Genomic DNA, 13,484 nt, shown 5'->3' on the forward strand with positions numbered 1-13,484 from the left:
TCAAAAGTTTAAAACTGATATGATAAAAATATTTGAAACTTCGAAAATAAAGGAACTTGATCAATATACGGTCGATCACGAGCCGATCGCTTCCATCGACTTGGTGGAGCGTGCGGCTACGGCTTTCGTCAATGAGTTCGGGCGTCTCTACTCGAAACAGTCGCGCGTCATGATCTTTGCCGGACAGGGAAATAACGGAGCGGATGCTCTGGCTATCGCTCGTTTGCTGGCCGAAGACGATTACCGGGTCGAAGTCTATCTTTTCAATCCCGGACGCCATCTTTCGGCCGATTGCGAGGCCAATAAGCAGCGACTGCTTGCGGATGGGAAAGTGCCTTTGAATGAAGTAATCGAAGACTTTACACCTCCCACTCTTTCGGAACATGATGTGGTGATCGACGGGTTGTTCGGTTCGGGGTTGAATCGGCCGCTGAGCGGCGGGTATGCGGCTGTCGTCGGCTACATCAATCAATCCGATGCGACCGTCGTTTCGATCGATATCCCGTCGGGACTTTTTGGGGAAGACAACCGGGAGAATAATCCCGATAGCATCATTCAGGCTAACATGACACTGACGTTCGAATTTCCGAAGCTCGCTATGGTGCTACCGGAAAATAGAGCTTATGTCGGTCGATGGAAAGTGTTGCCCATCGGATTGCACCCGGATATCATCGAACGGACGAAAACGCCTTACATCCTGATTAACGATGAAGATATGGCGGGTATCCTCCGTAAGCGCAACGTGTTTGCTCATAAGGGCGACTTTGGGCATGCTTTGCTGATTGCCGGCAGCAAGGGTAAGATGGGAGCGGCCCTGCTGGCTGCCGGAGCTTGCATGCGCAGCGGATCGGGAAGATTGACGGTTCATCTCCCTCAACGGGGGGAAACGGTGCTTCAGACCGCTCTTCCCGAAGCGATGCTCAGCCTCGATGCAAATACAGACCATGTCTCGGTATTGCCCGAAACGGATGCGTATGACGCCATCGCCGCCGGGCCGGGATTGGGTACGGAAAAACAGACGGTGCAGATGCTGGAACAACTGCTGAAGACTTCCCGAAAACCCTTGCTGCTCGATGCCGACGCGTTGAATATTCTGGCAGAAAATAAGGAACTGCTCGCTTTGCTTCCTCCGCATACCGTTTTGACGCCTCATCCGAAAGAGCTGGATAGGCTTTTGGGGGATAGCATCAACGGATACGACCGGTTGCATAAAGCCGCCGAAATGGCCGTGAAACATACGCAATGCATTGTTCTTAAAGGAGCCTATACGGCGGTTTGTACACCGCAGGGGAATATTTACATCAATACCACGGGTAATCCGGGGATGGCAACGGCCGGCAGCGGAGATGTGTTGACGGGGGTGATTGTCGGTCTGATGGCTCAGGGATACGAGCCCGAAACGGCTGCCGTTCTCGGGGTCTTTCTGCATGGGATGGCTGGAGATTTGGCCGTAGCCCGATTATCGGACGAAAGTCTGATCGCTTCCGACATCATCCGGATGCTGGGAAAGGCGTTTCGTTTGCAACACGAAGAAGAGTAACCGAAATACCGAAAAGGGCTTACATTCCTTGTTTAAAAAAAATGGCTGATTGCCTAAAAATATAAAAAAATAAAAGGTTTTTGGGATGATAGTGTTAAAAAGCTTTGTTTTAGTGTGTCGTATCATTCTATTACCTCTTTTTATTGTATTTTTGCAGCCATTAAAAAGATATAGAAAAAACAGCTATGGTTAAGTTAATTGGAACGAATGCCGGTCTTGTATGGAGAGCCTTGAGCAAGGCAGGCCGGATGAGTGTGAAAGAACTCAAAAAAGAAACAAAGTTGAGAACGGATAAAGAGTTGTTTGCAGCCATTGGTTGGTTGGCCAAGGAAGAAAAGCTTGAATCGGAAGAAAAAGATTCTGAAATTTATTTCTGGCTGTCGTAGTTCCGTAACATGTAAGAAAAGGGGCTGCCTGATTGGTTGTCAGGCAGCCCCTTTTCTGTTTGTCGGTAAAAAAAACGACGGAAAGTTGTATCTTTAAATACTTCTTTTTACTTTTGTGTGCAATTTTGGTACGAGATGGCCGGGAATGAAAAGGAATTGTGCGCTGTATTTGAGGTCAGGTTGCAGGATTTGCTCACCTTATGCGATGAGCAGGGTCAAAAAATCAAAGACTTGACTGAAGTCATACGGCAGATGAAAGAAGAATACCGGATATTGAATGCCAAATATACGGACATGCTGACGGCTACCAGTATTGCCTTTGCCGATGCAGGCGAGAGAAAAGAGGCGAAACGACGGTTGTCGGAATTAGTTCGTGAAGTAGATAAGTGCTTGGCACTACTAAACGGATAACTGTGAAAGGAGACGAGTTTATCATACATCTGGAGATTGCAGGGAAACAATATCCGGTGAAGATCAGGCGAGGTGATGAACGGACGGAACAATGGGCGCGCGAAGCAGCCAGACGGGTGCAGCAGATGTATCTGCAACAGAAAGCCTATTTCTCCAAATCATTGGACGACAAAGACCTCTTAGCGATGGTTGCCGTTCAGTTGGCGATGGATATGATTCCGTTGGAAGAAAAGAACGATACGCAACCTTTCGTGGAAAAGATACAACAGTGGACGGAGAGATTGGAACATTTTCTAAGAGAGAGATAACTTTTCACTTCTATGTTATTCGAAACGAGAATATAAAAGTCTATGCACATGGGTTTGGCATGGAGAGCCATGCCAGAACTGTGCTTTTTTTATAACAATTTAACAGTGGATAGAATGAACTGGATATTGATGATGATTGCTTTTTTCGTGGGAGGGCTGCTGGCCTGGGTCGTAATGACATTCCTTGCGAAATCCCGCCGCACAGCGCTCCTCCAAGAGATGGAGAAGGAAGCGGAGGTCATGAAGAAAAATAAAATGCTGGAAGTAAAAGAAAAATTCCTGCAATTGAAAACAGACTTGGAGAAACAGGTCACGGCGCGCAATGCCAAAATACAGTCGGGAGAGTCGAAACTGAAACAGCGCGAAATGGCGCTTACCCAGCGTCAGGAGGAGTTGCAGCGAAAGATGTCGGAAGTCGATATCGTCAAGGAAAACTTGAACAATCAGCTGCAAATCATTGAAAAGAGAAAGCAGGATATGGAGAAGTTGCACCAGCAGGAAATTGCCCATCTGGAAACGATCTCCGGCCTGTCGGCCGATGAGGCCAAAGAACGCCTGATCGAATCGCTCAAAGACGTGGCTAAAACAGATGCGGCTTCGTATGTGAACGAAATCATGGAAGAAGCCAAGATGACGGCTAATATGGAGGCCAAGAAAATCGTTATCCGTACGATACAGCGCGTAGCAACCGAAACGGCGATTGAAAACTCGGTAACGGTCTTCCACATCGATTCGGACGAGATCAAAGGACGAATCATCGGACGCGAAGGCCGTAATATCCGTGCCCTCGAAGCGGCTACCGGCATCGAAATCATCGTAGACGATACACCGGAAGCGATCGTGCTTTCCGGCTTTGACCCGGTGCGCCGTGAAGTCGCTCGTCTGGCCTTGCATCAGTTGGTACAGGACGGACGTATTCATCCGGCTCGTATCGAAGAAGTGGTGAACAAGGTGCGCAAACAGGTGGAAGAGGAAGTGATAGAAACCGGAAAGCGTACGGCGATCGACCTTGGTATCCACGGCTTGCATCCGGAATTGATACGGATGATTGGAAAGATGAAGTATCGTTCGTCGTACGGACAGAATCTGTTGCAACATGCGCGCGAGACGGCGAACTTGTGTGCCGTTATGGCGGCCGAGCTGGGGCTGAACCCGAAGAAGGCGCGTCGTGCCGGATTGTTACACGATATAGGCAAAGTGCCCGATGATGAGCCGGAATTGCCGCACGCTCTCTACGGTGCGAAGCTGTGTGAGAAGTTTAAGGAAAAGCCGGATATCTGCAATGCGGTAGGTGCTCATCACGATGAGATGGAGATGCAGACTTTGCTGGCGCCGATTGTGCAGGTGTGTGATGCCATTTCGGGAGCACGTCCGGGGGCGCGTCGTGAAATTGTGGAAGCGTATATCAAGCGCCTCAACGATCTGGAGCAGCTGGCCCTTTCGTATCCGGGAGTAGTGAAAACATACGCTATTCAGGCTGGTCGTGAGTTGCGGGTGATTGTCGGTGCTGATAAGATTACGGATAAAGATACCGAAAGCCTGTCGACCGAGATCGCCAAGAAGATTCAAGACGAGATGACGTATCCCGGTCAGGTGAAGATTACCGTGATTCGCGAAACGCGTGCCGTCAGCTACGCAAAATAAACATACGGGTTTTTTTTAAAAAGGTAATTGATACCTCCGAAGGGACGTTTTTACGGCCTTCGGAGGTGCTTTTTTTGAATTTGATTCCTTCTTGCAAAACACGATTAATTTATATATTCAACCAACAGGATGAAACAAATAATCAATCACTTTACAGATGACGACCTCTACAAAATGACGATGTGCTGTGCCGTAATCGATAATTATCCGAGAGCACAGGTCAAATATGTATTTGTCGACCGGAATAAAACCGTTTATCCCAAAGGCTTTGCCGACGAAGTGAACCGTCAGATCGCCTTGTTGGAGAACGTGGTGATTACAGACGAGGAAGTGGCGTTTATGAAACGTAAATGCTACTACATCCCGGACTGGTTTTACCGTTATCTACGAGGATTCCGTTTCAACCGCGAGTGGGTGAAAGCATGGCAGGATGACGAAGGGCATCTGCACATCGAGATCGAAGGGTATTGGTCGGATACGATTTTGCTCGAGGTTAAACTTCTCGCTATCATCTCCGAATTGTATTATTTATTTACCGGACAGGCTGAGACGCTCGATTACGAAGCGTATTATGCGAAAAGTTATGCGAAGGCCGAGAAGCTCTTGTCGGCAGGGTGCGTTTACAGTGATTTCGGAACGAGAAGACGGGCTTCGTTCGAGGCCGAGGATGTTGTTGTCCGGGCGATGAAAGATTGCCGGCAGGCGCATCGTTTCCCCGGTAAATTTGTCGGGACGAGCAATGTATATCTTGCGATGAAATACGATCTTTTACCTGTCGGGACGATGGCACATGAATTCGTTTGCGCTATCGGAGGAATGTATGGCCCGCAGATGGCTAACTTTATGGCGATGGAAGCCTGGAGACATACGTTTAGAGGAGCGTTGGGGACTTATCTGTATGACAGCTTCGGGTGGGACATTTTCAGTCTCAATTTCTCGGAAGATTTTGCGAATCTCTTCAAAGGCCTTCGTGTCGATAGCGGTGATAATTTTGAACAGCTCGATAAGATTGTCGAGAAATATCAGTCTCTCGGCATTGATTCGCGCACTAAACAAGTGACATTCAGCAATGCTCTTGATGTAGATCGGGCCATAGCCATCCATCGCTATGCGGCAGATAAATGTCAGCCGTCATTTGGCATCGGTACGCATTTCACGAACGATTTCCCCGGTATAAAGCCGATGAATATCGTCATCAAGCTGGTCGCGGTTAAGATCACCGAATCGTGGGATTTTTACAACGAAACGTGTAAGATCAGCGAAGACAAAGGAAAATACACGGGGCGTCCGGAAGTAATCGAACGGTTTATGGCTGCCCTGCATATGAATGAGGGGGCTGTTTAGCTCCCCTCATATAGTTTCGCACGCATCTCGGCAATCTTCGGATCGGAGATGTAATCGTCGTACTCGATCATCTTGTCGATGTTCCCATTAGGCGTAAGTTCGATAACGCGGTTAGCCACAGTCTGAATAAATTCGTGGTCGTGACTGGCGAAAAGTACATTGCCCTTGAAGTTGATCAGCGTATTATTGAATGCCTGAATCGACTCGAGATCAAGGTGGTTCGTCGGCGTATCGAGAATGAGCGTGTTGGCATCTTTGAGCATCATACGCGAAATCATACAGCGCATCTTCTCTCCTCCCGAAAGCACACTCACTTTCTTCATCAGCTCTTCGCCCGAGAAAAGCATACGTCCCAAAAAGCCTTTCAGAAAAACTTCGTTCGTATCTTTGGCAAACTGTCCGAGCCATTCGAGCAGGTTGTAATCTGAATTGAAATATCTCGCATTGTCGAGCGGCAGGTAAGCCGTCGTGATGGTCTGTCCCCATTTGAATGTACCCGCGTCGGGCTCTTCTTCTCCATTGATAATTTGGAACAGAGCCGTCATGGCACGCGGGTCACGACTGATGAAAACGACTTTATCGTCTTTTTCGACATTAAAATTCAAATCTTTGAACAGCACCTTACCGTCGAGCGTTTTCGTCAGGCCGCTAACTTCGAGAATCTGGTTGCCCGGCTCGCGCGAGGGAGTGAAAATGATACCCGGATAACGCCGCGATGAGGGTTGAATCTCTTCGATATTCAGCTTCTCAAGCATCTTCTTGCGGCTTGTGGTCTGTTTCGATTTCGCTACGTTCGCACTGAAACGGCGAATAAACTCTTCCAGCTCTTTCTTCTTTTCCTCCGCCTTCTTGTTCTGTTGCTGTTGCTGACGCAATGCAAGCTGGCTCGATTCGTACCAAAAACTGTAATTACCGGCAAACAGTTTGAGTTTGCCGAAATCGATATCGACCGTATGGGTGCAGACGGAATCGAGGAAGTGGCGGTCGTGGCTGACGACGAGCACCGTATGTTCGAAGTTGGAAAGGTAGTTCTCGAGCCATGCCACCGTCTCGAGGTCGAGGTCGTTCGTCGGCTCGTCGAGCAGCAGGTTGTCGGGCTTGCCGAACAGGGCGCGTGCCAGCAGGACACGTACCTTTTGTTTACCGCTCAGATCTTTCATCATCTTATCGTGGAGCGATTCTTCGATCCCCAGTCCGCTAAGCAACGCGGCTGCATCGCTTTCGGCATTCCAGCCTTCCATCTCGGCGAACTTCTCTTCCAGCTCCGAGGCGCGGAGACCGTCTTCGTCCGAAAAATCTTCTTTGGCGTAAATCGCGTTCTTTTCGCTCATGATGGCCCAGAGCGTGGTATGTCCCGTCAGTACGGTGTCGAGCACGGTGTACTCATCGAACGCGAAGTGATCCTGCGCAAGGACGGACAGTCGTTCGCCCGGCCCGAGTGAAATAGTTCCGCGTGTAGGGTCGAGGTCGCCGCTGATGGCACGCAGAAAGGTCGACTTGCCGGCGCCGTTCGCTCCGATGATGCCGTAACAATTGCCCGGCAAAAACTTGAGATTGACATCCTGAAACAGCGTTCGTTTCCCGAACTGGATGTCCAAACCGCTAATTGTAATCATAATTGCTTCTTTTTTTTGAGAGTGCGAAGATAGTAAAAACCGACCGGAACGGCAAAGGAGCCGCATGGCCTGTTATAAAAAATTGCCCGCCTTGAAGCGATGCTCCGGCGGGCAATTTTTTTTACTGTCATCATCACGATGTGACGTTGGTGAGGTTCCTGGCAGAATCGAACTGCCGTAAACGGTTTTGCAGACCGGTGCCTAACCACTCGGCCAAGGAACCAAATTTCACGGTGCAAAGATACGGCATTTTTCGGATATACAAAAATCTTTTGAAATTTCTTTTGTCCGATTGCCGGAAAAGTCCGTATCTTTGTTTCTCGAAAAAAATCGAGAAAAGAAGAGATGAATTTCATAGAAACGGATATTCCCGGCGTGTGGATGATAGAACCTCAGGTATTTACCGACGCACGAGGATACTTCATGGAAGCCTACAAACAACAGGAATTCGAACAGTATATCGGCAAAGTAAATTTTATACAGGAGAACGAATCTCGCTCGTCGCGGGGTGTGCTGCGCGGACTGCATTATCAGCTGGCGCCTTACGCGCAGGCCAAGCTGGTGCGCGTGATCGTGGGTACGGTCGTCGATGTGGCGGTCGATCTTCGTCGCGGCTCTCCGACGTTCGGGCGACACGTAGCTGTGGAATTGTCGGCCGAGAATAAGCGTCAGTTATATATTCCACAGGGATTTGCACATGGCTTTTATGTAAAAAGCGAGACCGCCGTATTTACATATAAGGTAGATAATCCATATATGCCGAGCCATGAGCGAGGGGTACGATACGATGATCCGCAGATCGGCATTGCGTGGGGCGCGGCAGAGAGCAGCGATCCGGTCGTTACCTCGGAGAAAGACCGCTTATTGCCTTTCCTGAAAGAGGCCGAAATAAATTTTGAAGAATTAAAACATAACGATTGATGGAAACTTATTTAGTGACCGGAGGTGCCGGTTTTATCGGAGCAAACTTTGTGAAATATATGCTCGCCACGTATCCCGAGGCGCAGATTATCGTCCTCGACAGGTTGACCTACGCGGGCAATTTGGGAACGATCAAGGACGATATCGACGGCCGTCGCTGCCATTTTGTGAAAGGGGATATCGGCGACCGCGCCTTAGTTGAAGGATTGTTCGAGAAATATCCGATACGCTACGTCGTCAATTTCGCGGCCGAGAGCCATGTGGACCGAAGCATCGAAGATTCGCAACTGTTTCTCGTGACAAATATTCTCGGGACGCAGAACCTGCTCGATGCCGCGCGGAAAGCGTGGGTGACGGGCAAAGACGAGTCCGGCTATCCGGTGTGGATGCCCGGCGTACGCTTCCATCAGGTTTCGACCGACGAGGTTTACGGCAGCCTCGGTGAAACAGGGTATTTCACCGAAGAAACGCCGCTTTCGCCACGCAGCCCGTACAGTGCCTCGAAAACAAGCGCCGATCATTTCGTCACGGCTTATCACGACACATATAAGATGCCTGTCAGCATCACACGCTGTTCGAACAATTACGGGCCGTATCATTTCCCCGAAAAACTGATTCCGCTCATCATCAAGAATATTCTGGAAGGAAAGAAACTGCCTGTCTACGGCGACGGATCGAACGTGCGCGACTGGCTTTACGTCACCGACCATTGCAAGGCGATTGATGCGGTGATACATCGTGGTCGCGCGGGGGAGGTGTATAATGTCGGCGGACATAACGAGCGGAAAAACATCGACATTGTGCGGACGATTATTCGGACGGTTCATGAACTGATGACCGAGCATCCCGAATATCGTGAGGCGCTCAAGAAAAAAGAGATGGGCCCCGACGGACAATGGTCGGTCGACTGGATCAACGACGACTTGATTACGTTCGTCAAAGATCGTCTCGGACACGATCAGCGTTATGCGATCGATCCGTCGAAAATCACCCGCGAGTTGGGCTGGAGCCCCGAGACGAGTTTCGATGCCGGTATCGTGAAGACCGTGCGCTGGAATCTGGAGCATCAGGACTGGATCGAAGAAATCACCCAAGGCGATTATGTGAGGTATTACGAGCAGATGTATGCCGGACGGGAGCTGAAATAACGTGATGAATCAGCAATATCCTTCGGCTTTATTGGAAAATGCCGTCAATGAGTTGGCTACGCTGCCGGGAATCGGGCGGAAGACGGCTTTGCGGCTGGCTTTGTATATGCTGCGTCGGGAGCCGGACTATACGGAGCGTTTTTCGACGGCTCTGCTTGCTTTACGCCGTAACGTGAAGTACTGCAAGGTGTGTCATAATATCTGCGATTCGGAGTACTGCGCGATCTGCGCCGACCCGTTGCGCGACCGTTCGACGGTGTGCGTGGTGGAGAATGTCAAAGACGTGATGACAATTGAGAACACGTCGCAGTTTCACGGTCTTTATCATGTGTTGGGCGGAATCATCTCGCCGATCGACGGGATCGGGCCGGCCGATCTCGAAATCGACAGCTTGGTGGAGCGTGTGGCTTCGGGCGAAGTGAAAGAGGTCATGTTCGCCCTCAGTACAACGATGGAAGGCGATACGACGAACTTCTTTATCTACCGTAAACTGTCGGCTTATCCGGTGAAGGTGACGGTCATCGCCCGTGGTATTTCGGTGGGAGACGAGATTGAATACGCCGACGAGGTGACGTTGGGACGCTCGATCCTGAACCGGGTGGATTTTAACGAATCGATCAAATTATAACGTTATGTACGAAACGAAGCTGTCTGTCGTCATCGTAAATTATAATGTAAAGTATTTGCTTGAGCAATGCCTGCGTTCGGTGCAGGCGGCGACGAACGGTTTCGATGCCGAGATATGGGTCGTAGACAATGCTTCGACCGACGGTTCCGTCGAATACCTGCGTCCCCGTTTCCCCGACGTGCGGTTTATCGAAAATACGGATAATCCCGGTTTTGCCCGTGCGAACAATCAGGCCTTGCGTGCTTGCCGGGGCGAATATGTGTTGCTGCTCAACCCCGATACGATCGTAGGCGACAGCCTGCGCACGTTGTGTTATTTTATGGACGGATGTTCCGACGCCGGGGCGATCGGGGTGAAGATGATCGACGGTCGGGGGGCTTTTCTGCCTGAAAGCAAGCGGAGCTTTCCGTCGCCATGGGTGGCCTTCTGCAAGTTGTTCGGTCTTTCGAAACTCTTTCCGCGTTCCCGCCGGTATGCGGCTTACAGTTTGCCGTATCTCAACCCCGACAAGCAGCATGAGGTCGAAGTGCTGTCGGGGGCGTTCATGCTGCTGCGTCACGAGGCGCTCGATCGGGTCGGATTGTTCGACGAGTCGTTTTTTATGTACGGTGAAGACATTGATCTGTCGTACCGGATCGTGCTCGGCGGTTACAAAAATTATTATATTCCCGAGCGTATCTTGCATTACAAAGGGGAAAGCACGGCTTATGCCGACAAAAAATACCTGAATGCTTTTTACGATGCGATGCTTATTTTCTATCGGAAGCATTATCCGCGATCGGGGCGATGGATGTCGGGGCTGATTCGTGCTTCGGTCGGTTTGCGGAAAGGAGTCGCGCGCTTGTTCGGGTGGAAGAAGCCGAAAACGCCGAAGCCAAAACGTCGCAGTGTGTTGATTTTCTGTCGTGCGGAGGCGCTCAAGACGGCCAGAGACCGGGTCGCTGAGCGGCTGCCGGAGGCTGTCGTTTTCCGTCAGTGGGATTTGGATGAGCGCCGGGCGATGGATGCGCTCTCGCGTCGGGTGCGGATGAACGAATATACGGATATGGTCTTTGGCTATCCGGACATGACGTTCGACCAGATGTTGCTTTTTATGGACAGAAACACCGATAAATCGTGTGTGTATCATATATATTACCCCGACAGCGGACTGTTGATTTCGCCGGGCAGATAAAAACGGAGGCGTGAGTGATGAAATGGCTGGAAAATGACATGCTACGCCTGCGGGCGTTGGAACCGGAAGATCTTGATCTGCTTTACGCGTGGGAGAATGATACGTCTCTGTGGGAGTTCGGCAGCACGCTTGTACCGTATTCGCGCTACGTGTTGAAAGCCTATCTGGAGCATGCCGACGCCGACATATACGCACAGAAGCAGCTGCGGCTGATGATGGTACTGAAAGCTTCGGGCGAGACGGTCGGGACGGTCGACCTGTTCGATTTCGACCCTCGGCATCGCCGTGCCGGAGTAGGCATTCTGGTCGATCCGGCGCATCAGCGGAAAGGCATCGGGAAGGAGGCCTTGTCGCTGCTGACGACTTATGCTTTCGGGTTGCTGAACATACACCAACTCTATGTCTTTATACCCGTATCGAACGAGCCCAGCCGAAACTTGTTTCTGGACAGCGGATTCACTTCGTGCGGCATTTTAAAGGACTGGCTGCATACGAATCATGGCTTCGCCGATGCGTATTTTATGACCCTGCTGAACAAAAAAGCCTGAAGCGTGAAATCGTCCGGGGCAGGAGGTTTGCGATTGTTCTTTGTACTCACTGCTGTCTGTTACCCAAAAAGCCTGGCATTCATCGTAAAAAGAACTCGGTTGACAACTTCGTGAAAATTAAGACAGGAAATAGGTGGATATATATTAAATTTGCAGGATAGAAAATTGAACACAATGAAAGCTGAAGAGCCTTTAATTAAATATATTAGACCTGATATTTCTCATAACATTATAAATGGCGACAGTCTGAATGTTCTTAAAGGAATGGAAGATGGAAAATTTGATTTAATCATAACTTCGCCTCCTTACAATGTTGGTAAATCGTATGAAGCAAAGACAAGTATTGAAAAATATTTAGAAACACAAGAAGAAATAATAAACGAACTTGTAAGAACTTTATCCGAACAAGGGAGCCTTTGTTGGCAAGTTGGTAACTATGTCGACAAAGGAGAAGTTTTCCCTTTAGATATTTATTATTATCAGATTTTCAAAAAACACGGACTGAAATTACGCAATAGAATTATCTGGCATTTTGGACACGGATTGCACGCGTCAAACAGATTTAGCGGAAGATACGAAACTATTTTATGGTTCAGCAAAACAGATAATTATATTTTCAATCTTGACGATGTAAGGGTCCCGGCAAAATACCCCGGAAAACTTCATTTTAAAGGAGAGAAAAAAGGGTTGCCATCGGGAAATCCTCTTGGTAAAAACCCAAGCGATATATGGGAAATTGTCGCAAAAGATTGGGAAACGGCCATGTGGAATATACCCAATGTTAAATCCAATCATCCGGAAAAGACACAACATCCCTGCCAATTCCCGATAGAACTGGTTGAAAGATGTATTCTTGCATTAACAAATGAAGAAAGCTGGATACTTGATCCTTATGCCGGTGTTGGATCAACAGTAATTGCCTCGATTAAAAATAATCGGAATGCAATAGGAATTGAAAAAGAGAAAGAATATTGTGACATCGCCAAACAAAGAATTATTGACTTTAACGAAGGTAAATTAAAAATCAGGCCCATAAATAAACCGATTCATAAACCATCTGCCAATGATAAGGTATCTCAGGTTCCTGAAGAATGGTTACAACTTGAATTGGAAAACATTAATGTAAAATATTCCGGAAAAACTCATTAAAAATGAAAATAGCCCAGAAATATTCGCATTTAAATGGAGAAGAATATCTTCTTGTTCATCATAAAAAACTTTACAAAGAAATCATAGACATTATCCGAAGCATCGATGCGTCAAACTTTATGACCAAAGAAAGCAAGGAAAAAACGATGAGAGGAAAAATGCTATATAGCCCGATCGAATTAAATAAAGCCTTTAATGAAAAATTCGAAGAACTTGGCTGGAATGAAAGGCGTTATCGATATTACATAACAACAGACCCGAAAATTCTTCCCGAATTAATTATGTTGCCATACGAAAAACAAAAAGGTTTTTTAATTTCAAAAGGGATTAAAGAACCGATATCTTCATATAAGCAAACAGACTTTGTAAAAGATCAGATAGCGGTTGAAGTTCAGTTTGGCAAGTATGCTTTTGTAGCGTTTGACTTATTTGTAAAGCATTTGCTTTTTTATTCAGGCGGTGTGATAAACCTTGGAATTGAAGTTTTGCCAACAAAGAAAATGCAATCACACATGAGTAGCGGCGTTGCATATTATGAAGGCGAAGTTTATAATATTTTAAGACACGGAAGAAATAACCCTCCGGTTCCACTTTTAATCTTAGGGATCGAATAAGGGAAAAAGCAACGAAATGTTCCTTCAAAGGTCACTTGTGTCACCAAAAAGGT

Annotated in this window: 14 protein-coding genes and 1 tRNA gene; 13 read left to right on the forward strand and 2 right to left on the reverse strand. The window is 48.2% G+C overall.

Annotated elements, in window-relative coordinates; genetic code table 11:
• The first annotated feature begins 19 nt into the window (after positions 1-19).
• The 6 genes from Q4A89_RS05720 (at position 20) to pncB (ending at position 5,633) form a co-directional block, all read left to right on the forward strand.
• On the forward strand, positions 20-1,540 hold the full coding sequence (locus tag Q4A89_RS05720) for an NAD(P)H-hydrate dehydratase (RefSeq protein WP_303184285.1): 1,521 nt from the start codon (positions 20-22) through the stop codon (positions 1,538-1,540).
• Positions 1,541-1,725: 185 nt separating this feature from the next.
• Positions 1,726-1,926, forward strand: coding sequence for a winged helix-turn-helix domain-containing protein (locus tag Q4A89_RS05725; RefSeq protein ID WP_124751987.1), 201 nt, complete (start codon positions 1,726-1,728; stop codon positions 1,924-1,926).
• 135 nt (positions 1,927-2,061) lie between these two features.
• Complete coding sequence (locus tag Q4A89_RS05730) at positions 2,062-2,337, forward strand: hypothetical protein (protein WP_303184286.1); 276 nt, start codon at positions 2,062-2,064, stop codon at positions 2,335-2,337.
• A 2-nt stretch (positions 2,338-2,339) separates the two neighbouring features.
• Entirely contained in the window at positions 2,340-2,645 is a 306-nt protein-coding gene (locus Q4A89_RS05735) for a cell division protein ZapA (protein ID WP_303184287.1), read from the forward strand.
• A 114-nt stretch (positions 2,646-2,759) separates the two neighbouring features.
• The gene (gene rny, locus Q4A89_RS05740; RefSeq protein ID WP_303184288.1) at positions 2,760-4,289 is read left to right on the forward strand and encodes a ribonuclease Y; all 1,530 of its coding nucleotides are present in this window, start codon (positions 2,760-2,762) and stop codon (positions 4,287-4,289) included.
• 129 nt (positions 4,290-4,418) lie between these two features.
• Positions 4,419-5,633, forward strand: a complete 1,215-nt coding sequence (gene pncB, locus Q4A89_RS05745) for a nicotinate phosphoribosyltransferase (protein WP_303184289.1) — start codon at positions 4,419-4,421, stop codon at positions 5,631-5,633.
• Here pncB and Q4A89_RS05750 read toward each other — a convergent pair.
• Both Q4A89_RS05750 and Q4A89_RS05755 read right to left on the reverse strand, forming a co-directional pair.
• On the reverse strand, positions 5,630-7,249 hold the full coding sequence (locus Q4A89_RS05750; RefSeq protein ID WP_303184290.1) for an ABC-F family ATP-binding cassette domain-containing protein: 1,620 nt from the start codon (positions 7,247-7,249) through the stop codon (positions 5,630-5,632). The two genes, pncB and Q4A89_RS05750, sit on opposite strands and share 4 nt — an antisense overlap.
• Before the next feature lie 152 nt (positions 7,250-7,401).
• Positions 7,402-7,472 (reverse strand) — tRNA-Cys (locus Q4A89_RS05755).
• A gap of 122 nt (positions 7,473-7,594) precedes the next feature.
• Here Q4A89_RS05755 and rfbC point away from each other — a divergent pair.
• The 7 genes from rfbC (at position 7,595) to Q4A89_RS05790 (ending at position 13,431) form a co-directional block, all read left to right on the forward strand.
• Positions 7,595-8,170, forward strand: coding sequence for a dTDP-4-dehydrorhamnose 3,5-epimerase (gene rfbC, locus Q4A89_RS05760; protein WP_303184291.1), 576 nt, complete (start codon positions 7,595-7,597; stop codon positions 8,168-8,170).
• The gene (gene rfbB, locus Q4A89_RS05765) at positions 8,170-9,318 is read left to right on the forward strand and encodes a dTDP-glucose 4,6-dehydratase (RefSeq protein ID WP_303184292.1); all 1,149 of its coding nucleotides are present in this window, start codon (positions 8,170-8,172) and stop codon (positions 9,316-9,318) included. Before rfbC ends, rfbB begins: the two co-directional genes overlap by 1 nt.
• Before the next feature lie 4 nt (positions 9,319-9,322).
• A complete protein-coding gene (recR, locus tag Q4A89_RS05770; RefSeq protein WP_124751980.1) occupies positions 9,323-9,946 on the forward strand; it encodes a recombination mediator RecR in 624 nt (207 codons plus the stop codon).
• Positions 9,947-9,950: 4 nt separating this feature from the next.
• Positions 9,951-11,120, forward strand: a complete 1,170-nt coding sequence (locus Q4A89_RS05775) for a glycosyltransferase family 2 protein (RefSeq protein ID WP_303184293.1) — start codon at positions 9,951-9,953, stop codon at positions 11,118-11,120.
• Positions 11,121-11,137: 17 nt separating this feature from the next.
• Entirely contained in the window at positions 11,138-11,668 is a 531-nt protein-coding gene (locus Q4A89_RS05780) for a GNAT family N-acetyltransferase (protein ID WP_303184294.1), read from the forward strand.
• Between the two features lie 174 nt (positions 11,669-11,842).
• Positions 11,843-12,817, forward strand: coding sequence for a site-specific DNA-methyltransferase (locus Q4A89_RS05785; protein ID WP_303184295.1), 975 nt, complete (start codon positions 11,843-11,845; stop codon positions 12,815-12,817).
• Between the two features lie 2 nt (positions 12,818-12,819).
• Positions 12,820-13,431 (forward strand): BglII/BstYI family type II restriction endonuclease, encoded by a 612-nt coding sequence (locus tag Q4A89_RS05790; protein ID WP_303184296.1) that lies wholly within the window; start codon positions 12,820-12,822, stop codon positions 13,429-13,431.
• The last annotated feature ends 53 nt before the right edge of the window (positions 13,432-13,484 follow it).

Source organism: Tannerella sp. (assembly GCF_030528505.1).
GTDB lineage: Bacteria > Bacteroidota > Bacteroidia > Bacteroidales > Tannerellaceae > Tannerella.

Bases quoted from the DNA above. Each gene is read 5' to 3' on its own strand.
- Q4A89_RS05720 (WP_303184285.1), top strand. From the start codon at position 20: ATGATAAAAATATTTGAAACTTCGAAAATAAAGGAACTTGATCAATAT.
- Q4A89_RS05725 (WP_124751987.1), top strand. From the start codon at position 1,726: ATGGTTAAGTTAATTGGAACGAATGCCGGTCTTGTATGGAGAGCCTTG.
- Q4A89_RS05730 (WP_303184286.1), top strand. From the start codon at position 2,062: ATGGCCGGGAATGAAAAGGAATTGTGCGCTGTATTTGAGGTCAGGTTG.
- rny (WP_303184288.1), top strand. From the start codon at position 2,760: ATGAACTGGATATTGATGATGATTGCTTTTTTCGTGGGAGGGCTGCTG.
- pncB (WP_303184289.1), top strand. From the start codon at position 4,419: ATGAAACAAATAATCAATCACTTTACAGATGACGACCTCTACAAAATG.
- Q4A89_RS05750 (WP_303184290.1), bottom strand. From the start codon at position 7,249: ATGATTACAATTAGCGGTTTGGACATCCAGTTCGGGAAACGAACGCTG.
- rfbC (WP_303184291.1), top strand. From the start codon at position 7,595: ATGAATTTCATAGAAACGGATATTCCCGGCGTGTGGATGATAGAACCT.
- rfbB (WP_303184292.1), top strand. From the start codon at position 8,170: ATGGAAACTTATTTAGTGACCGGAGGTGCCGGTTTTATCGGAGCAAAC.
- recR (WP_124751980.1), top strand. From the start codon at position 9,323: ATGAATCAGCAATATCCTTCGGCTTTATTGGAAAATGCCGTCAATGAG.
- Q4A89_RS05775 (WP_303184293.1), top strand. From the start codon at position 9,951: ATGTACGAAACGAAGCTGTCTGTCGTCATCGTAAATTATAATGTAAAG.
- Q4A89_RS05780 (WP_303184294.1), top strand. From the start codon at position 11,138: ATGAAATGGCTGGAAAATGACATGCTACGCCTGCGGGCGTTGGAACCG.
- Q4A89_RS05785 (WP_303184295.1), top strand. From the start codon at position 11,843: ATGAAAGCTGAAGAGCCTTTAATTAAATATATTAGACCTGATATTTCT.
- Q4A89_RS05790 (WP_303184296.1), top strand. From the start codon at position 12,820: ATGAAAATAGCCCAGAAATATTCGCATTTAAATGGAGAAGAATATCTT.